The sequence below is a fragment of the Vibrio paracholerae genome (genome assembly GCF_037672085.1).
GTDB lineage: Bacteria > Pseudomonadota > Gammaproteobacteria > Enterobacterales > Vibrionaceae > Vibrio > Vibrio cholerae.
In genome coordinates this window covers 486514-509211 of record NZ_JBBHLM010000002.1, presented here as the reverse complement: position 1 = coordinate 509211, position 22698 = coordinate 486514, and the positions used below count along the sequence as shown (strand labels likewise).

The 22698-nt window shown below is 49.0% G+C and carries 21 protein-coding genes; 2 read left to right on the top strand and 19 right to left on the bottom strand.

What is annotated here, in order from left to right:
• Nucleotides 1–28: 28 nt before the first annotated feature.
• From mazG to rlmD, 3 genes are all read right to left on the bottom strand, one after another.
• The gene (gene mazG / locus R4537_RS07730; protein ID WP_071178203.1) at nt 29–856 is read right to left on the bottom strand and encodes a nucleoside triphosphate pyrophosphohydrolase; all 828 of its coding nucleotides are present in this window, start codon (nt 854–856) and stop codon (nt 29–31) included.
• Between the two features lie 98 nt (nt 857–954).
• A complete protein-coding gene (gene relA, locus R4537_RS07725) occupies nt 955–3171 on the bottom strand; it encodes a GTP diphosphokinase (RefSeq protein WP_029628474.1) in 2217 nt (738 codons plus the stop codon).
• Between the two features lie 63 nt (nt 3172–3234).
• Nucleotides 3235–4557, bottom strand: a complete 1323-nt coding sequence (gene rlmD / locus R4537_RS07720) for a 23S rRNA (uracil(1939)-C(5))-methyltransferase RlmD (RefSeq protein ID WP_071178204.1) — start codon at nt 4555–4557, stop codon at nt 3235–3237.
• A gap of 171 nt (nt 4558–4728) precedes the next feature.
• Here rlmD and barA point away from each other — a divergent pair, with 171 nt between their 5' ends.
• On the top strand, nt 4729–7512 hold the full coding sequence (gene barA / locus R4537_RS07715) for a two-component sensor histidine kinase BarA (RefSeq protein WP_071178205.1): 2784 nt from the start codon (nt 4729–4731) through the stop codon (nt 7510–7512).
• Here barA and R4537_RS07710 read toward each other — a convergent pair.
• The 14 genes from R4537_RS07710 to rpoE all read right to left on the bottom strand — a co-directional run bounded on the left by R4537_RS07710 (nt 7500) and on the right by rpoE (nt 19876).
• Nucleotides 7500–8792, bottom strand: coding sequence for a diguanylate cyclase domain-containing protein (locus R4537_RS07710; protein WP_071178206.1), 1293 nt, complete (start codon nt 8790–8792; stop codon nt 7500–7502). The two genes, barA and R4537_RS07710, sit on opposite strands and share 13 nt — an antisense overlap.
• Complete coding sequence (locus R4537_RS07705) at nt 8785–9195, bottom strand: hypothetical protein (protein WP_001271114.1); 411 nt, start codon at nt 9193–9195, stop codon at nt 8785–8787. Before R4537_RS07705 ends, R4537_RS07710 begins: the two co-directional genes overlap by 8 nt.
• Nucleotides 9196–9204: 9 nt before the next feature.
• Nucleotides 9205–10488, bottom strand: coding sequence for a hypothetical protein (locus R4537_RS07700; RefSeq protein WP_071178207.1), 1284 nt, complete (start codon nt 10486–10488; stop codon nt 9205–9207).
• A 256-nt stretch (nt 10489–10744) separates the two neighbouring features.
• Nucleotides 10745–11125, bottom strand: a complete 381-nt coding sequence (acpS, locus tag R4537_RS07695; RefSeq protein WP_000635074.1) for a holo-ACP synthase — start codon at nt 11123–11125, stop codon at nt 10745–10747.
• 4 nt (nt 11126–11129) lie between these two features.
• Nucleotides 11130–11861, bottom strand: coding sequence for a pyridoxine 5'-phosphate synthase (gene pdxJ / locus R4537_RS07690; RefSeq protein ID WP_000095366.1), 732 nt, complete (start codon nt 11859–11861; stop codon nt 11130–11132).
• The gene (recO, locus tag R4537_RS07685; RefSeq protein ID WP_001279487.1) at nt 11858–12583 is read right to left on the bottom strand and encodes a DNA repair protein RecO; all 726 of its coding nucleotides are present in this window, start codon (nt 12581–12583) and stop codon (nt 11858–11860) included. Before recO ends, pdxJ begins: the two co-directional genes overlap by 4 nt.
• A gap of 69 nt (nt 12584–12652) precedes the next feature.
• The gene (gene era / locus R4537_RS07680; protein ID WP_000774937.1) at nt 12653–13627 is read right to left on the bottom strand and encodes a GTPase Era; all 975 of its coding nucleotides are present in this window, start codon (nt 13625–13627) and stop codon (nt 12653–12655) included.
• Nucleotides 13620–14297 carry a ribonuclease III gene (rnc, locus tag R4537_RS07675; protein WP_029628467.1) on the bottom strand — a complete coding sequence of 226 codons (678 nt, stop codon included), beginning with the start codon at nt 14295–14297 and terminating at the stop codon, nt 13620–13622. The genes era and rnc overlap by 8 nt, the downstream gene beginning before the upstream one ends.
• A gap of 31 nt (nt 14298–14328) precedes the next feature.
• Nucleotides 14329–15225 carry a signal peptidase I gene (gene lepB, locus R4537_RS07670; RefSeq protein ID WP_071178208.1) on the bottom strand — a complete coding sequence of 299 codons (897 nt, stop codon included), beginning with the start codon at nt 15223–15225 and terminating at the stop codon, nt 14329–14331.
• 91 nt (nt 15226–15316) lie between these two features.
• Nucleotides 15317–17110, bottom strand: coding sequence for a translation elongation factor 4 (gene lepA, locus R4537_RS07665; protein ID WP_029628465.1), 1794 nt, complete (start codon nt 17108–17110; stop codon nt 15317–15319).
• Between the two features lie 112 nt (nt 17111–17222).
• A complete protein-coding gene (locus R4537_RS07660) occupies nt 17223–17693 on the bottom strand; it encodes a SoxR reducing system RseC family protein (protein ID WP_071178209.1) in 471 nt (156 codons plus the stop codon).
• Complete coding sequence (gene rseB, locus R4537_RS07655; RefSeq protein ID WP_071178210.1) at nt 17690–18655, bottom strand: sigma-E factor regulatory protein RseB; 966 nt, start codon at nt 18653–18655, stop codon at nt 17690–17692. Before rseB ends, R4537_RS07660 begins: the two co-directional genes overlap by 4 nt.
• Complete coding sequence (locus tag R4537_RS07650) at nt 18652–19272, bottom strand: sigma-E factor negative regulatory protein (RefSeq protein WP_071178211.1); 621 nt, start codon at nt 19270–19272, stop codon at nt 18652–18654. The genes rseB and R4537_RS07650 overlap by 4 nt, the downstream gene beginning before the upstream one ends.
• Before the next feature lie 31 nt (nt 19273–19303).
• Complete coding sequence (gene rpoE, locus R4537_RS07645; protein ID WP_001005346.1) at nt 19304–19876, bottom strand: RNA polymerase sigma factor RpoE; 573 nt, start codon at nt 19874–19876, stop codon at nt 19304–19306.
• Nucleotides 19877–20381: 505 nt separating this feature from the next.
• Between rpoE and nadB the strand changes: the two genes are divergently transcribed.
• The gene (nadB, locus tag R4537_RS07640; protein WP_001925916.1) at nt 20382–21989 is read left to right on the top strand and encodes an L-aspartate oxidase; all 1608 of its coding nucleotides are present in this window, start codon (nt 20382–20384) and stop codon (nt 21987–21989) included.
• A 24-nt stretch (nt 21990–22013) separates the two neighbouring features.
• On the opposite strand, the gene R4537_RS07635 is transcribed toward nadB, so the two are convergent.
• Nucleotides 22014–22358: a hypothetical protein gene (locus R4537_RS07635; protein ID WP_000925738.1), complete on the bottom strand. Its 345-nt coding sequence runs from the start codon at nt 22356–22358 to the stop codon at nt 22014–22016.
• A 49-nt stretch (nt 22359–22407) separates the two neighbouring features.
• Nucleotides 22408–22668: an FAD assembly factor SdhE gene (locus tag R4537_RS07630; RefSeq protein ID WP_000287742.1), complete on the bottom strand. Its 261-nt coding sequence runs from the start codon at nt 22666–22668 to the stop codon at nt 22408–22410.
• Nucleotides 22669–22698: the final 30 nt, after the last annotated feature.

Below are 22698 nucleotides of genomic sequence, written 5' to 3'. Positions count from 1 at the left end.
TAAGCCTACCAAGCCGATGATGTACATTTCATCGCTTATGCTGGGTAAATGACTTTATTGCCTGTTTTTCTTCAAGTTTTACTTCATCCCAAAATCCATCGAGTTCAGCCAAAGTGAACGCGTTCAGCGGCTTATTTTTCGCTCTGGCTTTGTCCTCGACACCTTGAAAACGGCGCACAAATTTGGCGTTGGCTTTACTCAAAGCCATTTCAGGATCATGGCCTAAATGACGCACTAAATTGACGGTTGCGAATAAAAGATCGCCTAGCTCTTCCTCGACTTTTTGCGTATTCACGTCAACTTGCAGCGCTTCTTCCATTACCTCGGCGACTTCTTCGTGTACTTTTTCAACCACAGGGCCAAGGCTATCCCAATCAAATCCGTATTGAGCACACTTTTTTTGGATCTTGTGGGCACGCGATAAAGCGGGCAACGAACGTGGTACAGAGTCTAGAATACTTTGCTCACTTTTGCCTGCTTGCGCTTTTTCTTTGGCTTTTTCGGCTTCCCAATTGGCGTGAATTTGCGCGTCATTTTCAAAGGTGACATCCCCAAACACATGAGGATGGCGGCGGGTCAGTTTCTCGTTGACCGTTTCCACCACATCACGAAACTCAAACAAGCCTTGTTCTTTGGCCATTTGGCTGTAGAAAATCACCTGAAACAGCAAATCCCCTAACTCTTCACGCAGGTTAGGCCAATCGCGCTGGGTGATGGCATCTACTACTTCAAAGGTTTCTTCGATGGTGTAAGGTGCAATGGTGTCGAAAGTTTGCTCTTTATCCCACGGGCAACCTTGTTCTGGGTCACGCAAGCGGCGCATGATCTGTTCGAGTTGTTCAATCGGGTGTGACATGGCTTTCCTCACATCAGGCATTGAGGCCTAAACGTATTGAAGTTGAAAAAGCAACGAGGTGGAAGTTTTCACTTCACACCTCGCTGTTTGCGTTGGATTTAACCTAAGCGTTTGACCAACATAACATCTTTGATCTGCTCGATACGTTTAGAAACGCGCGCCAAAGCTTCAACGTTATTCACCTCAAGATCGAAATCCATGATGATGATTTGGCGTTTGTAGTCGGAGCGGCTCTTCATACTCGCCACTTTAACTTTCTCATTCGCCAGCAAAGTGGTGATGTCTTTCAGTAAGCCACTGCGCTCCATAGCTTCAACACGCACGGTCAGTAGATAAGATCCAACGAAACCGCTGCCCCATACGGTATCAATGATCCGCTCCGGTGCATGGAGGTTAAGTTCCTCAAGCTGCTCACAGTCGCTACGGTGTACCGAAATACCACGACCTTGGGTTATGTAGCCGCGGATTTCATCGCCGGGGATCGGCTGGCAGCAACGTGCAAGGTGGGTCATCAGGTTATCCACCCCTTCTACCACCACCGCATCTTTATGCGGACGATTTGGTGTTAGGGATTTGTTTTCCTGCAGTTTTTCCAGTACGAGCTTGTCTTCTTCCTCGGCAGTCGGCTTATTTACTAACGCATTGATATGATTAACAATCTGATTAATGCGTAGATCGCCACTGCCGATACCGACGTACATTTCATCCACGCTATTGACGTTAAAGCGCTTGAGCGCATACGCCTCGGCGTGTTTGAGATTGGCGCCGATTTTTGCCAGTTCGATTTCGAGAATTTCCCGTCCCGCTTCGAGATTTTTCTCACGGCTCTGTTTGCGGAACCATGCATTGATCTTGGCGCGCGCACGCCCTGAATGGACGAAACCAAGCGATGGATTCAACCAGTCGCGTGATGGATTCGGCTCTTTGGCGGTGATGATTTCAACCTGATCACCCATCTGCAATTTGTGGGTGAAAGGTACGATGCGCCCTGCCACTTTCGCGCCAATACAGCGATGCCCCACTTCGGAGTGAATGTGGTAGGCAAAATCGAGTGGGGTCGCGCCCATTGGTAAGTCGACCACATCACCTTTCGGGGTAAAGGCGTAGACGCGATCATCAAACACTTGGCTACGCAGTTCGTCGAGCATCTCGCCCGAATCGGACATCTCTTCTTGCCAATCGAGCAGTTTACGCAGCCAAGTGATCTTCTCATCGTAACCACTGCGCGCTGCGCTGCTACCCTCTTTGTATTTCCAGTGGGCAGCCACCCCAAGCTCTGATTCTTCGTGCATCTGCTTGGTTCGGATCTGGATCTCGATGGTTTTGCCTTCTGGCCCCAAAATCACGGTATGGATTGACTGATAACCGTTCGGTTTGGGGTTCGCCACATAGTCATCAAACTCGTTGGGTAAGTGCTTGTATTTAGTGTGCACAATGCCAAGCGCGGCATAACAGTCTTGCAGCTTATCAGCAATAATCCGCACCGCACGCACATCAAACAGCTCATCAAAAGCGAGGCTTTTCTTCTGCATTTTACGCCAGATGCTGTAGATGTGTTTCGGGCGACCGCTAACTTCGGCGTTAATGCCTAACTGTTTCATCTCAGCGCGCAAGTCGCTGACAAAATCACGAATATACTGCTCACGCACGATGCGGCGCTCAGAAAGCTGTTTGGCGATCTGTTTATAGGTATCCGGTTGTTGGTAACGAAACGCGTAGTCTTCAATTTCCCATTTGAGCTGACCAATGCCAAGGCGGTTAGCCAGAGGCGCATAGATGTTGGCACACTCTTTAGCAGCCACGCGGCGCACTTCATCTGGCTCGTTTTTCACTTCACGCAGGTTGCAAATCCGCTCGGCAAGCTTAATCACCACGCAGCGAAAATCATCCACCATCGCCAGTAGCATACGGCGCACGTTATCCACTTGCGCTGAGGCTTCACTGCCATGCATGGTGACATTGAGCTGGCCAATCGCCGCCATCTCTTCCACGCCGTGGATAAGTTTAACCACTTCGCGGCCATATCCCTCTTCGAGCGACTCATTATCCAACACGCCACTGGTGGCGATCGGAAACAGCAAAGCCGCCACCAGCGTTGGACGGTCCATCGATAGGGTGATCAAAATTTCGATCATTTCCCGCCCACGCCAAAGCAGCAGAGGTCCTTGTGGATTGCCCGCCAACAGTTGTTCACAATCGCGATACACTGCGGTTAATTTAGCGGCCGTTTTACCCTCTTGGGTCAGGCTGGCTATCCATGTTTCTAGCTCAAACTGTTGGTCTGGGTTTAAGTGTGCGCTTCGTACCGCAACCATTGATATCGTCCTAATAATTGTATTTTTAGCCTTCGACTGACGCTCCTATCAAGAGTTCAATCGCTAGCCCTTTTTCACAAACAAAGCCATAGACTCAAGATGACTGGTGTGCGGGAACATATCCAGCATACCCAGTTTCTCTAAGCGAAATCCTTGGCTCAGCAAGCTTTGACTGTCTCGTGCTAGTGTCGCAGGGTTACACGACACGTACACAACCCGCTTGGCACCTAACGCAGAAAGTTGATCCACAATCCCTTCTGCACCTGCACGGGCTGGGTCGAGCAGTACTTTAGCAAATTTCTGCTGCGCCCATGAGGCGCTCGTCATATCTTGTTCCAAATTGGCCTGATAAAACGCCACATTATTGATTTGGTTCAATTTCGCGTTATGAGTGGCGTGTTGCACCATCTCATCAACACCTTCAACACCCACCACCGCTTGCGCTTGTTTGGCCAGCGGCAGCGTGAAATTTCCTAAGCCACAGAAGAGATCGAGCACGCGTTCTTGTGGGCTAACCTCAAGCCAATTCAAGGCTTGCGCGACCATTTGCTGATTCACCGCGCGATTGACCTGAATAAAATGACTGGGCAAGAAACTTAAGCGGCTGCCTGTTTCTTCACAGTATGGCGCTTCACCTTGCACATGTTGCAACTCGCCTGCTTCCAGCATCAGATATAAGGTTAGTTGGTTTTGTGAAGCAAAGTCAGTCAAACGCTGCTGATCTTGTTCAGTCAGCGCGCCTAAATGGCGCAGCACCAACACGCGAGTGTTATCCCCTTTAACCAATTCGACATGCCCCAACCGCTCCGGTTGACTCCACTCGCTCAACAAAGCGTTCAAGTCAGGCAACAGCGCATTTAAACTCGGCTCCAGCACGGGGCAATGGGTCACATTAACAATCGCTTTGCTCTGCTTGCGGCGAAAACCCAATTGTAGTTGCTGAGTTTTCTTATCCCACATCAGGCTTAAGCGTGCGCGACGACGGTAGCCTTGATCATCAGAACAAACTGGCGCAGACAGAGCAAGACTCTGCCCTGCAAACTTCACCATTAATTGACTTAAGGCTTGTTGCTTGTGATGGATTTGTCCCGCTCGGTCAAGATGCTGTAAATCGCAACCACCACATTGCGCATAATGCGCACAGAAAGGTGCAACACGCTCAGCGCTGGGCTTCAACACTTTAATCAGTTGACCGCGCGCGTATTTGCTCTTGTTTTCAGTGAGCTGAATCAGCACCTCTTCCCCCGGCAAAGCGCCGTCAACAAACAAGGGTTTCTTGTGTAAAAAGGCCAGTCCGCTGCCTTGGTGATCCAACCGTTCAATAGTGACCGGCTGATGCTTTGTGTCTAACGTGCTGTGCTTTTTCGGTTGAAAGAAACGTGCCATGCTCTGTGCTCAAGTGTTGAAATAGATTTGTTTTCGCCCCGGCATCACTATTCTGCACGGGGGAGATTGTCGAAGATGAGGGAGTTGATTAAGCTAACGCCAACGTTTCCCCACGCAATCCGATTTGTACGGGGTATTTTCCCATATCCACACCACAATGTTTAGACAATAATGACTCAAAGATATGGCTTGCGCGCCCGCGTTATGACGCTCACTTTGGCACCTACCCTGATTATTGGTCTGCTGCTTAGCGCTCTGTTCTCTTTTAACCGTTATCACGATTTAGAAACTCAAGTGATCAATTCCGGTGCCAGCATCATTGAGCCATTAGCGATTGCTAGTGAAGATGCGCTGCGTATGCAGAGCCGAGAATCGGTGCGACGCATTATCAGCTATGCCCACCGTAAGAATTCTAAGTTAGTACGCAGCATCGCGGTGTTTGATGCCAATCATGAGCTGTTTGTCACCTCGAACTTCCACCCCAATTTCGAAAAGCTGATGTATCCCAAGGATAAGCCGATCCCGTTTCTAAGTAGTTCCGCGATTGACGAGAACACGCTGATATTACGAACGCCGATCATTTCTGAACGCACCGTGCTCGACAATGGCGATGCCAATCCCGCCACTCCAGTGATGGGTTATATTGCGATAGAACTGGATCTCTCCTCACTGCGTTTACAACAGTATCAGGAAATTTTTTCCGCTGGTTTAGTGCTAGTGATCGGGATTTTGCTGTCAGGAGTATTTGCTTCGCGCTTGATGTACGATGTGACTCGCCCAATCACTCACATGAAAAATATGGTCGACCGCATTCGTCGCGGCCATTTGGATGTGCGGATTGAAGGTAAAATGCACGGCGAGTTGGATACGCTGAAAAAAGGCATCAACGCGATGGCGGTATCGCTCTCCGAGTACCATGTCGAAATGCAGCACAGCATAGACCAAGCGACGTCTGATCTCCGAGAAACCCTTGAACAGCTTGAGATTCAAAACGTTGAACTCGATATTGCCAAAAAGCGCGCTCAAGAAGCGGCACGAGTGAAATCCGAATTTCTGGCTAACATGTCCCATGAGCTGCGCACCCCACTCAACGGTGTGATTGGTTTTACGCGGCAAATGCTGAAAACCCAGTTGACCAACAGCCAAGCGGATTACCTACAAACCATTGAAAAATCAGCCAATAACCTTCTCGCCATCATCAATGACATTTTAGATTTTTCCAAACTCGAAGCCGGTAAGCTGGCTTTGGAGAATATTCCGTTTGAATTCCAAGAAGTATTGGAAGAGGTGGTTAACCTGCAAGCCACCAGCGCTCATGAAAAAGGGTTAGAAATCACCCTCAAGATTGACCCGAAAATTCCACGCGGCGTGGTGGGCGATCCGCTACGAATTCAGCAAGTCTTGACCAACTTGGTCGGTAACTCCATTAAGTTTACCGAGCGTGGCAACATAGACGTGAGCGTGGAAATGCGCGCGCTACGCGATGATGTGATCGATCTGCAATTTATGGTGCGCGACACTGGGATTGGCATTTCTGAGCGCCAGCAAGCTCAGTTATTCCAAGCCTTTAGCCAAGCGGATGCCAGTATTTCACGCCGTTATGGCGGTACAGGACTTGGGCTGGTGATTACCCAAAAACTGGTCAGCCATATGGGCGGCGAAATCAGCCTCACCAGCCGTTTGCACCAAGGTTCAACCTTCTGGTTCACGCTGCGCCTGCATACCACAGAGCTGCCACTCAATGACGGTTATAACGCGGACTCACTCAATCATCGCCACTTGCTGCTGATTGAACCCAATATGCAAGCTGCTGCGATTGTGCAGCAAACGCTGGTCCAAAGTGGTTTAGAAGTGACGTACCGCTCAGCGATTCCGGAAGAGCAACACGTTTACGACTATGTACTGCTCAACTTAGCACCAAGTAAAGAGACCAATCCGACCTTGGTGGAACTTTGGGTGCAACGCGCATTAGCCATGACCCACAATGTGATTGTCGGTGTGCCGAGCACAGAACTGGCGCTCGCCGACCAATTGATGCAGCGCTACCCAGTAAAATGCATCAGTAAGCCTTTATCTCGTAAAAAACTGCTACAAACCTTGGCAGCGCAACAGCCGCAACTCGCCAATACCAGCGCGCCCAAACCTCAAGCCGATAAGCTTCCGCTGTGCGTCATGGCGGTCGATGATAATCCAGCCAACCTCAAACTCATCACTGCGCTATTGCAAGAGCGGGTTGAGTACGTGGTCTCTTGCACCAGCGGTCAGGAGGCGATCGAGCAAGCTCAGATCCGTCAGTTCGATATTATTTTGATGGATATTCAGATGCCACACATGGATGGAGTGACCGCTTGCAAAGAGATTAAACAGCTTAAAGATTATCAAGATACGCCGATCATCGCGGTAACCGCCCATGCGATGGCAGGCGAACGTGACCGTCTACTGAAAGCGGGTATGGATGATTACCTGACCAAGCCGATTGAGGAGCACATTCTGCAACAGGTTTTGGTGCACTGGAGCCCGCACACGCGCAGTAAACAGGTCGCGAAAGTGACCCCACCCGATGGTGCCGCGGTCATATCTAACGCCTTACCCTCATCACCGCCAGCAGAAGAGGCCATTATTGATTGGCCTGTCGCGCTGCGCCAATCCGCCAATAAAGAGGATCTCGCCAAAGAGATGCTCGGGATGTTGGTCGATTATTTGCGGGAAGTCGAAACTGTGGTCAATACTGCGCTTGAGGATGAAGAATACCCCGCTAGCGATCTGCTGCATCATATCCATAAGTTGCATGGCAGTTGTTCGTACAGCGGCGTACCGCGCCTGCGAAAAATCTGCGCCAGTTTGGAGCAAGCGCTGCGCAATGGGGCGAGCATCGATGAGTTAGAGCCTGAGTTATTTGAGCTGCAAGATGAGATGGCGAAAGTGCTCGAAGCCTCTCGCGACTATCTGAACTGATCCTGCTTGAGTTCTTTAGCACTGGGAAGAGGCAGGATCTCTTCCCCCATTCGATAAATATGATAGCCATGTTTGCCTCTGTATTTGACCCAGTACATGGCTTTATCGGCTTGTAGCAGCAGTTTTTCTAAGTCAATGTGCAGACTGTTCATATGACTAATCCCAATACTGCAACCCACTTGCGCACTCTGCTGACCGAATGCAATCGGCTCAGAGGAGGATTCGATCAACTGCGCCGCAAACCGCTCGATAGATTCGGCAACAAATTTATCCAGCGGAATGTAAATAGCAAACTCATCGCCACCGAGCCTTCCAACCACAAAATCAGAAAAATGCGTTTGCGCCAAGGCATAAAAACGTTTAGCGATTTCACGTAGTACCTCATCGCCAGCCGCATGCCCCAAGGTATCATTCACCTGCTTAAAACCATCCAAATCAATCAATAGCAGTACCATGATGGTGCTAGTGCGCTGTTTGCGGAGCACGAACTTCTCACAACCTAAACGGTTTTTTAGTCCCGTCAGCGTGTCTTGTTTGGCAATGGTGCGATAGTAGCTTTCCCAACGTTCAATCTGTTGGCGCAACTCGCGTTCACGCAGCAAGGCTTGATGGGAAGCATCGATAAATTCATTGATGCTTTTAGCCACCAAACCAATCTCGTTATGGTGATCCTCTGCGGCTACCGCCACTTTGCGATCATGATCTGGCCGCACTTCGGATAACGCCTGTGAAAGATCCGTCAGGGGTTTACCGACCAAGCGGCGAACGATCCAGATAAGCGCAATAAAAGTCACGAGAAACTGGATCAAAACCACAGCTATATGATCAAGAATCTGATTAATGGCTTGCTGGCGAATCACCTGATGATCCTCATGAATCATCAGATAGCCAATCAAATTACCATCTACGGGAGAATCTAATCGGTAGCGGTTCGCATCATTCCAATAATTCTGCTCTTTGTAGGTTGAGGGGATGGTGGTGCGCTCAAAGACAATGCCATCCACGCTGGCTAACTTAACCGCATTGATCTCTTGATGAAGCAGCAACGCATCCATCACCTCGGAGGCAATATCGTAATTATTCACATACAGTGCAATGGCCGCCGAGTTACTCAAAGAGAGCGCAAGCTTCTCCTCCAGCTCTTGTTTTTGCTGCTCAACACTCTGTATGCCGCGCGGAATAATGATGGCCAAAATGATCAGCAAATACCCAAGCGCACACAGTGAAATCATCTTCAGCAAGCGATTAACCAGTGGCGAAGTGTGCGTTTGATCAGTCATAGAGCACCAGTAATACTTTCAGCGCGTCACTGGGCACTTGATCGGTATAGCCAATCGAGAACGGATTTTCTTCTAATTTGGCAATCAGCTCTTGTTCACTCACCACAGATTCCGGCGCACGCAGCCGCCCTGAAAATTTCAGTTTGGCCCAATAAGCGTTGATTTGGCTCTCTTGCATATTGGTCACCTGCAAAAAGAAGCGCTGACGCACCGTACCACTACGATCTAGCACCTGATTAATATAAGTGTTGCCCACCACGCGATTACGTCCAAGATATAAGGCGGATAACTGCTCCTTATTAATCTCGATAATCGGACTTTTCGGACTGGCAACCACATACAATTCAGCGGAAGCCGAAACCCACGGACTCAGCAAAAGAATGAGGAGTAACCAATATCGCATTGAGTCCTCCTAAAACACAAAGTTAACGCTGATAGAAAACAGCTGCACATCCCGACCCTGCAAATCAGCGTCTAAAGGAATGGCCCATAATCCATAGCCATTATCGGCAATCTGGATGTAATCATATTGTGCTTTCAAGGCTATCTGAGCAGTGACGTCCCAGCGGACTCCGAGCGAAAACGTCTGCTGATCGATGTAAGTGGAATTAATGCCACCAATCAACCATTTTTGTACCTCTGCTAACTGCGCGCCATTAACAGGGGATAATCCCCAATCTGACAGCGCTTGGTAAGGGGCATTTTTCGGATTAAACCGACCATAGATAGCATAAGGCGTGACACTACCTACGGTATATCCAGCCATAGCGTAACCACCCACCCCTTCTGGAACTACGGCTTTCTCACCTAGGATGGTATAAATTTCTGATTGGAGTGACCACTGCTCTCCTCGATAGCCAAAGCCCAACTGCCAATATTCAATAGTTTCTTCTCGAAGGTTGATTTGCTCAATTAACTGCGCTGCTTCAGCGCTGATCGGTCCAAGTCCAGCTTGCGCCAGTTGATTGACGACTTGAATACCCAGTAAAGAATTACCGTCTAGATCCACCTTCAACTGCCCGACATGCACATAGGAGAGACGCCCAAACCAACGATCTTGTTCGAGTGACAACACCAAAGCTAATGTTTGATCGGATTGCGTGGCAGAAATTTCGCTGGAAGCGGTATTTTGCAGTTTCTGTTTAATTCGGCCGTATTGCGCACCCAACGACCAAGTGATCTCATCCCATTGGCTGCGATAAGTGACATCAATTCCATCGATGGCATCATAGAAAATGCCGCCGTAAAACTCTTGGGGAGGGCGCAACCAAAGGTGGGCGTAGTCAATCCGTCGGCTATCAGCGGCGATATAGGCGTTAAGCCCAAGGCGTCCTAGACGAATATCCCAATTTTCATCCGGCGTATAACGCGCAAAAGCCAGCTCAGTAATATCATCGAAGCGCTGCTCGACTCGCTCTTTCATTACCCACTGAGTGGTCACCGACCATTGTGGATCTAACTGTAGATCAAACTGCACTCCGATATTGCTATCTGGCTTAAACGATCCGTTGCGTTGATACTCATCTGGCTGAGCGATGTTGCGCAGGAAACCGAGATTCTCTTCATTTTCATAGCTATAACCAATCGAACCATAACCAGAGACGCTCCAGTCGGCCGCTAAGGCAGCACCGCTCGTCATGGCTAATAGACCGACAACACCGCTCATCAGGCGGGTTTGAAAAAGGCTTCGTATCATTGGGTTATCCCTAAGCAAGCGCGATTTCCACCACAGCGCCAACCTGCACGCCAAGTGAAATATTCTCCATGTCGATCGTCATTGATGATTAATGACATCACCCAATATCTTTCATTTTAGTGATTGGTGATACAAAAATACGCGTTGGGTGCAAAGAGTCAGAAAACTCATTCTTCCGTTGGAAAAAATTAAGCACATAAGGGAAATATAGTCAGAAAATGAAAGATTTGAAATGAACCAAAGCATGAACGCCGCATTAACGGCGTTCAAGGATCACAGTCGCCATTGCATAATGGCGTTCGTCGGAAATGGAAAGGTGAATAGAGCACACCCCAAGCTGAGTGGCAAGTTGAGCCGCTTTACCATTTAAAGCTAAGAGCGGTTTACCGAGTTCATTATTGCTGATAGTAAAGTCTTGAAAAGTAACACCTTGCGCAATACCAGTTCCCAATGCTTTAGAAGCCGCTTCTTTGGCTGCAAAACGCTTAGCTAAAAATCGGGCTTGTTGCTTCAGAGATTGAAATTGCTCAAATTCAACATCACTAAGAATGCGGCGCGCAAAGCTTTCGCCAGAGCGCGCCAACGCTTTTTCAACCCGTTCGATTTCAGCAATATCCGTTCCGAGTCCAACGATCATAGGCTTAACGACGCGCAGCAACCATGATGGCTTTCATATCGGCGACGGCTTTCGTTAAACCATCAAATACCGCGCGACCAATGATCGCATGGCCGATGTTCAGCTCGTAAATTTCAGGAATGGCCGCAATCGCAGCGACGTTGTGGTAGGTCAAGCCATGACCCGCATTCACCGTAATGCCCAAATCGTGTGCGTAAGCCGCTGCAGCTGCAATTTTCTTCAGCTCATTTTGCTGATCGACATCGCTTTTCGCATCGGAGTAGTGCCCGGTATGCAGCTCAATAAAAGGTGCGCCACAGGCTTTGGCCGCATCAATTTGCTCACGATCGGCATCGATAAACAGAGAAACTTTAATGCCAGCCGCAGTGAGTTTTTCCGTTGCCGCTTTGACACGCTCCAACTGACCTAGCACATCAAGACCGCCTTCAGTGGTCAACTCTTCACGTTTTTCCGGCACCAAGCAGACATATTCTGGCTGAGTTTGCAGCGCAATCTCGACCATCTCATCCGTCACCGCCATTTCAAGGTTCATGCGCGTTTGCAGCGTTTCACGCAAAATACGGACATCGCGATCTGTGATGTGACGACGATCTTCACGCAGATGGATGGTGATGCCATCCGCGCCCGCACGTTCAGCAATTTCCGCTGCATGCACTGGATCGGGATATTGTGTGCCGCGTGCGTTACGCAAAGTCGCCACGTGATCGATATTCACACCAAGATAAATTGAGCTCATTCTTCTGTACTCCGTGCTCTGGGTAGAGTTGTTTGACGAAACAACTCACGACTCTTTAAAGGTTTGCCGCCAAGATACGGCTTTAAGGCTAAACGTGTAAAGCGTTTTGCCGCTTGCAGTTGCTCTTTGCTGGTAAAACGCCGTTCACTGATTGCAATGAGCTCGTTACCGAGAAAGGTGAGATTATCGCGGCGTACTGAGGCAATAAAGCCTTTTTGCTCACGATAGCGATAGGTCATGTCTGGTGAAACTGGCTCGCCAGTGCCCGCACAATGTAGAAAATCCACGCCGTACCCCATCGCGGCAAGTAAGGCGAGTTCAAAGCGGCGCAACGCGGGCTCAGGATTGGTGCTTTGCGCCAGTTCAGTGAGCGCAAACAGATAATCATGGAATAGCCCGGGGCTGGCGACTTCGGGCATGAGCACTCTATCCACCAGCTCATTGATGTACATCGCCGAATAGAGATAAACGCCGGAAAGCGGTAAGCCGAGGCTAATCGGTTCGGCTTGGCGCAAAGTTTTCATCGAGCCATTGCCCGACCATTTCAGCAGTAAAGGAGTGAAAGGTTGCAGCGCACCTTTGAGGTTGGAGCGTTTTCCGCGCGCGCCTTTGGCCATCAAGCTGACTCGCCCGTACTCCTCACTGAACACATCGAGAATTAAGCTCGATTCACTGTAAGGGCGGCGGTGCAGAACAAAACAGCGTTGCAGTCCGTCTGACATTTTCCCTTTCTATCATGCAGTTGAAGGTAGAAATGAAAAAGGTGGCAACCCCGTTGCCACCTCTCGTGTTTAGAGATCGTCGATATAGCCGAGTGAACGCAGGGCGCGCTCATCATCTGCCCAACCAGATTTCACTTTCACCCAAGTCTCTAGGTAGACTTTGCGGCCAAACAGCTCTTCCATATCGAGACGCGCTTCGCGGCCGATGGTTTTAATCTTCTCGCCGTTTTTACCAATCACCATTTTCTTCTGGCCAATACGCTCAACCAAAATCAGGGCGTTGATGTGGAAACCATCGGTATCTGGGTTGTAATCGAAACGCTCGATTTCAACAGTCACCGAATACGGCAGCTCTTCACCCGTAAAACGCATCAGCTTTTCACGCACGATTTCAGAGGCCATAAAGCGCTGTGAACGATCCGTCACATACTCTTCAGGAAAATGGTGCACGGCTTTCGGTAAATGATCACGAACATGCTTTTTCAGCACATCGGTGTTTTTCCCCTGTTTAGCAGAAATCGGGACGATATCGACAAACGGCATGCGCTTAGAAAGCTCCAGCATGTGCAGCATCACTTCGTTACGATCTTTGACCTGATCGACCTTGTTCACACAAAGTACCACTGGGAAGTTGGCTTTTTGCAGCTTGTTGAACACCATCTCGTCATCGGCGGTCCAGTGAGTGCCTTCCACCACAAACAGCACTAAGTTGACATCACTCAGCGAGCTTGATGCCGCGCGGTTCATCAAACGGTTGATGGCGCGTTTTTCTTCAATGTGCAATCCTGGGGTATCCACGTAAATGGCTTGATACTTGCCTTCTGTCTCAACACCCATAATACGGTGGCGAGTGGTTTGCGGTTTACGCGAAGTAATCGAGATTTTCTGCCCTAACAGGTTATTGAGCAGGGTCGATTTACCCACGTTTGGACGACCGACAATCGCGACAAAACCGCAGTGTTGGTCCTCTGGTGTCGATGTCGCCGTTTGGCCTTCGCTGCGAGAAGCAAAGTATGCATCGATATCAAATTCTTGATCAGCCATGAGTTAATTGCTCCAGAGCCGTTTCTGCAGCCGCTTGCTCTGCCTTGCGGCGGCTGGTGCCTTTACCGATCACAGGTGTGTCCATACCTGCAACTTCACACGCAACCGTAAATTCTTGGTTGTGCGCTTCACCTTTAATATTAGTCACAGTGTAGACGGGCAGCGGTTTTCTTCTGCCTTGCAAAAACTCTTGTAAACGAGTTTTCGGGTCTTTTTGTGATGCGCCCGGTTTGATCTCCTCAAGTCGACATTGATACCACTCCAGCACAATGCGGCGCGCGGTTTCTAAATCACTATCGAGGTAGATCGCACCAATGATGGCTTCTACGGCATCGGCCAGAATCGAGTCACGGCGGAAACCACCGCTTTTCAACTCACCTGGACCTAATTTTAAGTAATCTCCCAGATCGAATTCACGACCCAGCTCCGCCAACGTGTTACCACGTACTAAGGTGGCACGCATACGGCTCATATCACCCTCATTCACTTTCGGGAAGCGGCGATAGAGCTCATCAGCAATGACAAAACTTAAAATTGAATCGCCCAGAAACTCAAGACGTTCATTGTGCTTACCATTGGCGCTGCGGTGTGTCAGCGCCAGATTAAGCAGCTCAGCTTCCTTAAAGGTATAACCGAGCTTACTTGTTAATTTATTCATTGGAGGTGTCATAATCTCAACGTTATTGCCAGCTCATGCAGGCTTAGTGGATCCCACCAACACGATTGAATCGTACTCCGGTAGGAATCCAGCGTGGAAGTACGCTGTCTTCAGCGCGTTCAAACTCGAAACTGATCCAGATAGCCACAGCTTTTCCGACCAGATTCTGCTCTGGCACAAAGCCCCAGAAACGGCTGTCAGCACTGTTGTCACGGTTATCACCCATCACAAAATAGTGCCCTTGTGGTACAACCCATTCATTCACGCCACTGCGTGGGCGATAATTCGCCACGTTATCAATGCTCAATGGGTTAACCAAAATATTGTGCTCGATCTTGCCTAATTGTTCATTTAACTCGATCAGTGGGATCTCATTTTGGTAAAACTCGCTCTCTTGCACGTTAGAGAGTTTAACTGCTTGGCATTCGCTTTCGCCTTGGTGCTGAATACACAGCTCTTTACCCGCACTGTAGCGTACGGTATCCCCGGGCATACCCACCACACGCTTGATGTAGTCAATATCAGGATTTACTGGGTATTTGAACACCACAATGTCACCACGCTCAGGTTTACCCGTTTCAACCAATTGAGTGCGCCATACGGGGTCTTTCAAGCCGTAAGCGTATTTTTCAACCAGAATAAAATCCCCAACCAGCAGAGTCGGCATCATCGAACCGGATGGAATTTGGAACGGTTCATAAATGAACGAACGCAACACCAGCACAAAAGCAATTACAGGGAAAATCGAGACACTGTTTTCAATCCACCACGGTTGAGCCGCGACTTTATCCAGTGCTGAGGCCGGCATTTCTGGTGTTTTTGCCTGTAAATGAGCCTGTTTCTGTTGGCGCCTTTTCGCCCACACCAGCTTTTCCAGTGTCCAGACGATACCTGTGACCAAAGTTACGATCACCAGAATCAGTGAGAATGAGTTCGCCATTGACTTCCCTTATCTAAAAAATACGAAAGTGAAAGAGCCGAAACCCTTTCACTCATGTGTAAAACCAATAAGTCTGAAGCCAGCAAAGAAATTAGTCTTTGCCGACATGCAAAATGGCAAGGAACGCTTCTTGTGGCAGCTCAACGTTACCGATCTGCTTCATCCGTTTCTTACCTTCTTTCTGCTTCTTCAGCAGTTTCTTCTTACGGCTCACGTCACCACCGTAACACTTCGCCAGTACGTTTTTACGTAACTGCTTCACGGTCGAGCGCGCAATGATGTGGTTACCAATAGCAGCTTGGATCGCGATATCGAACATCTGGCGAGGAATGAATTCTTTCATCTTCTCAACCAATTGACGACCGCGGGTTTGCGAGTTATCGCGGTGGGTAATGATCGCCAAGGCGTCCACTTTGTCGCCGTTGAGCAGCACATCCACACGTACCATGTACGACATTTCAAAGCGCTGGAAACCGTAATCCAGTGACGCGTAACCACGAGAGGTCGATTTCAGACGGTCAAAGAAATCCAGAACGACTTCGGCCATCGGGATATCGTAAGTCAGCGCAACTTGGTTACCGTGATAAACCATGTCCACCTGACAACCCCGTTTCTCGATACACAGGGTAATCACGTTACCTAGATAATCAGCAGGAACCAGAATGTTACAACGCGCGATAGGCTCGCGGATCTCTTCGATATCATTGATAGCAGGCAGTTTCGCTGGGCTATCAACGTAGACAATCTCTTTGTTGGTTTTGAGCACTTCATACACTACGGTTGGTGCCGTGGTGATGAGATCGAGATCGTATTCGCGCTCTAGACGCTCTTGGATGATCTCCATGTGTAGCATACCAAGGAAGCCACAACGGAAACCAAAGCCGAGTGCTGCCGAGGTTTCTGGCTCATAGAACAACGAGGCGTCGTTGAGGCTCAGCTTACCCAGCGCATCACGGAAATTGTCATAATCATCGGAAGAGACGGGGAACAAGCCCGCATACACTTGAGGTTTCACCTTTTTAAAGCCCGGCAGCGCTTTTTCACAACCGTTCTTCGCTAAGGTCAGGGTATCACCCACAGGTGCGCCCATGATGTCTTTGATACCACACACCACCCAGCCTACTTCACCAGTATTCAGTGAATCAGTATCCACTTGTTTTGGCGTGAAAATACCTAAGCGATCTACACCCCAAGCCTGGCCAGTGCTCATCACTTTGATCTTATCGTTTTTCTTCAGGCTACCGTTTTTAATACGAACCAGAGAAACCACACCTAGGTAGTTATCGAACCATGAGTCGATGATCAGCGCTTGCAATGGTGCATCAGGATCGCCTTGTGGTGCCGGGATGGCAGAAACGATCTTTTCTAGAACATCATCAACACCAACACCGGTTTTTGCAGAACAACGCACTGCATCAATCGCATCGATACCGACGATATCTTCAATCTCTTCCGCCACACGCTCAGGCTCTGCCGCAGGGAGATCAATCTTGTTCAGAATTGGCACCACTTCCAGATCCATTTCGATCGCGGTATAGCAGTTGGCTAGGGTCTGCGCTTCCACACCTTGCCCAGCATCCACCACCAACAATGCGCCTTCACACGCCGCCAATGAACGTGATACTTCGTACGCGAAGTCAACGTGTCCAGGGGTGTCGATAAAGTTCAGTTGATAGGTTTGGCCATCTTTCGCTGTATAGTCGAGAGTCACACTCTGCGCTTTAATGGTGATACCACGCTCACGTTCCAGATCCATAGAATCAAGAACTTGCTCGGCCATTTCACGATCGCTCAAGCCGCCACAGACTTGGATTAAACGGTCAGATAGAGTCGATTTACCATGGTCAATGTGGGCGATAATCGAAAAGTTACGAATGTGCTTCATAGGTTTGGGATGACTAAACTCTTAAATAATAAGGACATAGAAAAGCCGCGTTGGCGGCCATTCATTCAAGTTGGGCGATTCTACCCAATTTCGTTGGGGTTCGCATCATAATTTAGGCAACCGGGATACCCAGCTTTCGTAACAAAACCACTTGCTGCTGAGAGCGTAGCTCCAGCACTTTCGCATAATGTTTGGCAACCCAGACACCGAGCGCAATAAACAGCAGTGCAGTAAGGATCACTATCCCTTCTCCAAAACCCAACATAGGGGCCAGCCATTGATTGCCAAGCCATGCACCCAGCATCATGAAAAACAGCGGTAATAAATAGACAAGAGCCGCCGACTGCAGCACGCTCTTTTCCGGCAAGCCAATCTCGACCACCTCACCCGCTTCTAGAGCTTGTAAGGTGTGTAAACGCCAGAATAACGTTTTATTACCGAACGCTTTAGAGACAATGCCCGTACCGCAGCTTTTCGAGGATTGGCAACTGCTGCAACTGGTTTGCTGTTCACAACTCAGCGTCACTTGAAATCCTTGTTGAGCGGGTACCACTTTGGTCACCGTAGCCAATGCCGTCATCATTGCGCTTTCACTCCACCCACACCAAACATCACCGATTGAGCGATACGTTGCGCAGTCGCAGGAGGAATATCGCCCACTACCGAAATTTCATTCTCACCTTTGACGACACTGTGCAAAGTACGGCGGCCTTGTCGAACCAACTGACCTTTGAGTGAGTAGTTATCACTGGCAGAGACATACACTGAGAAATTAAACAGGCCGTCCGAATACATCTGGCTTTCCACCAAACGCTCTGTCATTGCCATACGATAACGATTCAGCTCCATGGCTTGAAAACCATCCGGAACCCAAGTGACTTGCCAGAAGGTCTCTTGCACACTGCCTTTTGGCAACTTAAGGACTTCAGGCAGTTGCACCTTGTTTAGCCCTGCCATGATTTCGGCCAAACGCTCGCTGACCGAAAATGAAATGGTGCGATACTGCTCAAGCACTTCGCCATCGCGATCCAGCAAATCCGCCCTTAAAGGCAAATGGCTTTTTTCATCGACCCAGACAACATACGAGTAACGTAAACCATCTTTCGGGACCACGCGCAGTACTTGGCACGCTGCCCCCGCTTCTCGGGCGCGCCCGACTTTCACGAAGTCATAGTAGCGGCTCAACTCTGCAACATCCGCATTCAGCATAGGGATGGTAGGAGCCACCATATTGCCCGATTCAATCGTAAAAGGTTCAACACCCGGCTCGATGTAACTCACCTCATCACCACGGCGGATCACTTCACGTACAGGGCCGCTTAAATACACCAAATGCGCCAGTTGTTGATCATTTTGTCGCGCATGACGATACAGCAATGGCTCAATGCTATTTTTCTTAACCAAGATGTATGAGAGTTCGTAATTGAGATGTTGGCTGGCTTCATTCATCTGATACAACAACGCCTCTGCAGGCTCTTCGTCTGCAAAGGCGGCAGTTGAATTTACACAGAACAGCGTCAGCGCACTGATCAAAAATTTCTTCATTCCACAACCGATTCAACTGGGTGTTGGTGAGAAGCACTATTCTCACTGTTTAGGCGTAATTGCAGTTCGTAGTCCTGCAGCAAGGCGTTTACGCGGCGACGTTGCTCTTGCATGCTGCTGTCTGGCGCATGCTTTTCCACCGAATCACGAGTCAAACTCACTGGCTCAGCGCTTCCAGCAAGAGGAATGGTTTGCAGCACAGGCAGTTCATTTTCCACACCTGAACTTTGTCCGCCATACTGTTGTACGCCGAAAATAACCGCCAAAGAGACACAAGCGGCGATACCAACTTGACCAAACTGAGACAACCAAGCGGGCAGCTGGCGCTTAGCCTGTTGCGGTTTGGGCTGAGCTTCCAGTCTTGCTTGTTGTAAGTCGATCACCTTCGTTGAGTGATGCAACGGATTGTGCGCAGGCTCATTTTCCAGCGCCAAGGCGACACTTTCAGCGATATTCCACTCCTTGTGTATCGGTGCATCACCACGGAGTACATCACCGATCAGATGATAGTTTTTCCACGTGTCACGTGCATCTTGATCCTGAGCCAATCCTAAAATCAGCTCATTGTCGATCATCTCGCCATCCATGAGTGCTGAAAGTTTTTCTTTGTCAGCCATTCTATTCACCATAGTCATTAGGGAATTTGCGTTACAGAAGAGGTTTAATTTTCTTCTCTACCGCTTCACGAGCACGGAAAATTCGTGAACGCACTGTACCTACAGGGCAATCCATCACTTCCGCGATTTCCTCGTAACTCAAGCCATCAAGCTCGCGCAACGTCATTGCCGTTTTTAAATCATCCGGTAACGCATCAATTGCATCGAACACGGTCTTCTTCAGCTCTTTGGACAACGTAATGTTCTCCGGGTTCGATAATTCTTTTAATGCGTCACCACCTTCATAGAATTCAGCTTCTTCAGCATCAACATCACTTGCGGGTGGGCGTCGGCTTTGCGCAACAATGTGATTTTTCGCAGTATTGACAGCAATACGATACAGCCAAGTGTAAAACGCACTCTCACCACGAAAGGTTGGAATGGCTCGATACGCTTTAATAAACGCTTCCTGCGCTACATCAGCCACATCACCGGAATTGCTTACATACCGGGAAATAAGGTTGCACACTTTATTTTGATATCTCAAAACCAAAAGGTTAAATGCTTGCTTATCCCCATTCTGAACTCGCTCAATCAACACTTGATCGGTCAGTTGCTCGTTCATTCGAGCGGTCACTCCTATTGTTATTCCCCTACCTTCTCAGATATGGGTACTCATTATGCGAATTGTAATATTGACACCATTACTTGCATGAGCACCTTTAGAGACTCGGCATTATCGAGAAAGTTCATTATTGGGTGAAATATTTTACTCAAAACCTTATCAAGGCAGCATTTTCACCCCTTGCCTCTCGCGTAGATAGGTATTCCCCATACATCACGTGCGCTTCACTCTTTATATAGTGGTGAATGCAGCGGATTAATAGAGTGCAACCGCTAACATGACAATAAGATTTACAAACTATTGCATTTAGCGCGATGATAATAGCAGGACTTACACCGTATCAACGATCCGAATTTTTCGATAATTTCTTGCCACTTGATTGTGCACAGTGGCATGTCTGCTCAATCGATGCGGTGTTTTTTTCCTTTAAAGAAAACAACTCTTTGAGGAATTTAAAGAAATGTCGAGTTGGATGACTCGCTACAGTTTGGGAATTGGCAATTTTATGAATGCAGACCGAGAGCATCAATGTGATGTATTAGTCATAGGAAGTGGCGCAGCAGGCTTATCGCTTGCTTTACAGGTCGCTCAATACGGAAAAGTGATTGTATTAAGTAAAGGGCCGCGCAGTGAAGGTGCGACTTTTTATGCACAAGGCGGAATTGCGGCAGTCTTTGATGAATCGGACAGTATTGAATCGCATGTGCAGGACACCTTAATTGCAGGTGCTGGAATTTGTGATGAACAAACCGTGCGCTTTATTGCTGAGCACGCCAAAGAGTGCGTGCAGTGGCTGATTGATGGTGGTGTTCCTTTTGATAAAGAAGAGGATAGCGATAACGACCACCCACGCTACCACTTGACTCGCGAAGGCGGCCACAGCCATCGGCGCATTTTGCATGCTGCCGATGCCACTGGGATGGCGATGCAGACTTCGTTGCAAGATAACGCCCACAACCATCCCAACATTACGGTATTAGAAAGACATAATGCGCTGGATCTAATCACTGCAGATAAAATCGGCGGTGATGCCAACAAAGTCGTTGGAGCTTATGTGTGGAACCGAAATGATGAACACGTAGAAACGATTCGCGCCAAATTTGTGGTGTTGGCAACTGGTGGTGCATCTAAGGTGTATCAGTACACCTCTAACCCTGATGTTTCTTCTGGTGATGGCATTGCCATGGCGTGGCGTGCGGGCTGCCGTGTGGCCAACCTAGAGTTCAACCAGTTCCACCCAACCTGTTTATACCATCCAGAAGCACGTAACTTCCTACTTACCGAAGCGCTGCGTGGTGAAGGCGCTTATTTGCGCCGCCCAGATGGCAGCCGCTTTATGCCGGATTTCGATGAACGAGCTGAGCTGGCTCCGCGTGATATCGTGGCACGCGCGATCGACTTTGAAATGAAGCGTTTAGGCGCGGACTGTATGTATCTCGACATCAGCCATAAGCCTGCTGACTTTATCGAAAAACACTTCCCCACCATTTATTCACGCTTGATGGATTTGGGCATTGATATGACCAAAGAACCGATCCCCATCGTTCCTGCGGCGCACTATACGTGTGGTGGCGTGATGGTGAATCCGCAAGGCCAAACGGATCTTAAGCAGTTGTATGCGATCGGCGAAGTAAGCTACACCGGCTTACACGGCGCAAACCGTATGGCATCCAACTCTCTTCTAGAATGCGTGGTATACGCATGGTCAGCGTCACAAGACATCATTGCTCAGTTGCCCAACGCGAGCATGCCAGAGTCACTCCCAGCTTGGGATGAAAGCCAAGTCACCTGTTCTGATGAGGAAGTGGTTTTGCAGCATAACTGGCACGAACTGCGCCTCTTTATGTGGGACTACATGGGAATCGTGCGCACCAACAAGCGTTTGGAACGAGCAATGCGCCGCATTCAGCTACTGCAACAGGAAACCCACGAGTATTACAGCAACTTCCGTGTGTCAAACAACCTCCTTGAGATGCGTAACTTACTGCAAGTCGCTGAATTGATGGTGCGTTGCGCGATGCAACGCAAAGAAAGTCGCGGCTTACACTACACGTTGGACTATCCAGATCAACTGGCAGAGAGTGGCCCAACGATTCTTGTGCCGGAAAAATAACGCTCTCTCCGCTCGCAACAGCAATCAAGAGATCTGCGCACGATCACGGGAGCCATTGAGCTCCCGCTTTAATCGCACTAACAATTGCCGATAGGTGGCTTCATCGCAGCTATCACGCCAGATAAACCAACGCTTGCCCTGCCCTTGTAAGCAGATAAACAGCGGAGCATAAAGCGTATGTACCGAATGAAAGGTTTCACGCCGCCCCTCTTGCTCGAATACACCAGCAAAGGTGAGTTCCACATTGCCGACCAAACTCGCCGGCATCCATTGGCTGTGGAGATGACCACGCCAGATCCAAGCGGCAAAATAGGGCACCAACACCAAGGGAATAGAAGAAACGAATAACGCCCAGAGCATCAACAGCATAATCAGCAGCGCGATGATCTGAGCGTAAAAGGAAGGGATAAACAGAAGCTTAACGGACTTTGCTGAGGTTATGAGCGACAATCTTATCCACCATCGCAGCAAGGCCTAAATTCTCACAGCGGCCATGTCCCATCACCCAAGCAAACAGATCAGGGTCGTCACTTTCCAGTAAAGCCACAAAGTCGTCCTGCTCAGACTCGGTCAGTGAATCAAAACACTCTTCGAAAAATGGCATGATGACCACATCAAGCTCCAACATACCACGACGGCATGCCCATTTGATTCGCGCTTTTTGTTCAGCGGTGTACATCAGTATTCCTCACCTTATGGTTTTTGTTTG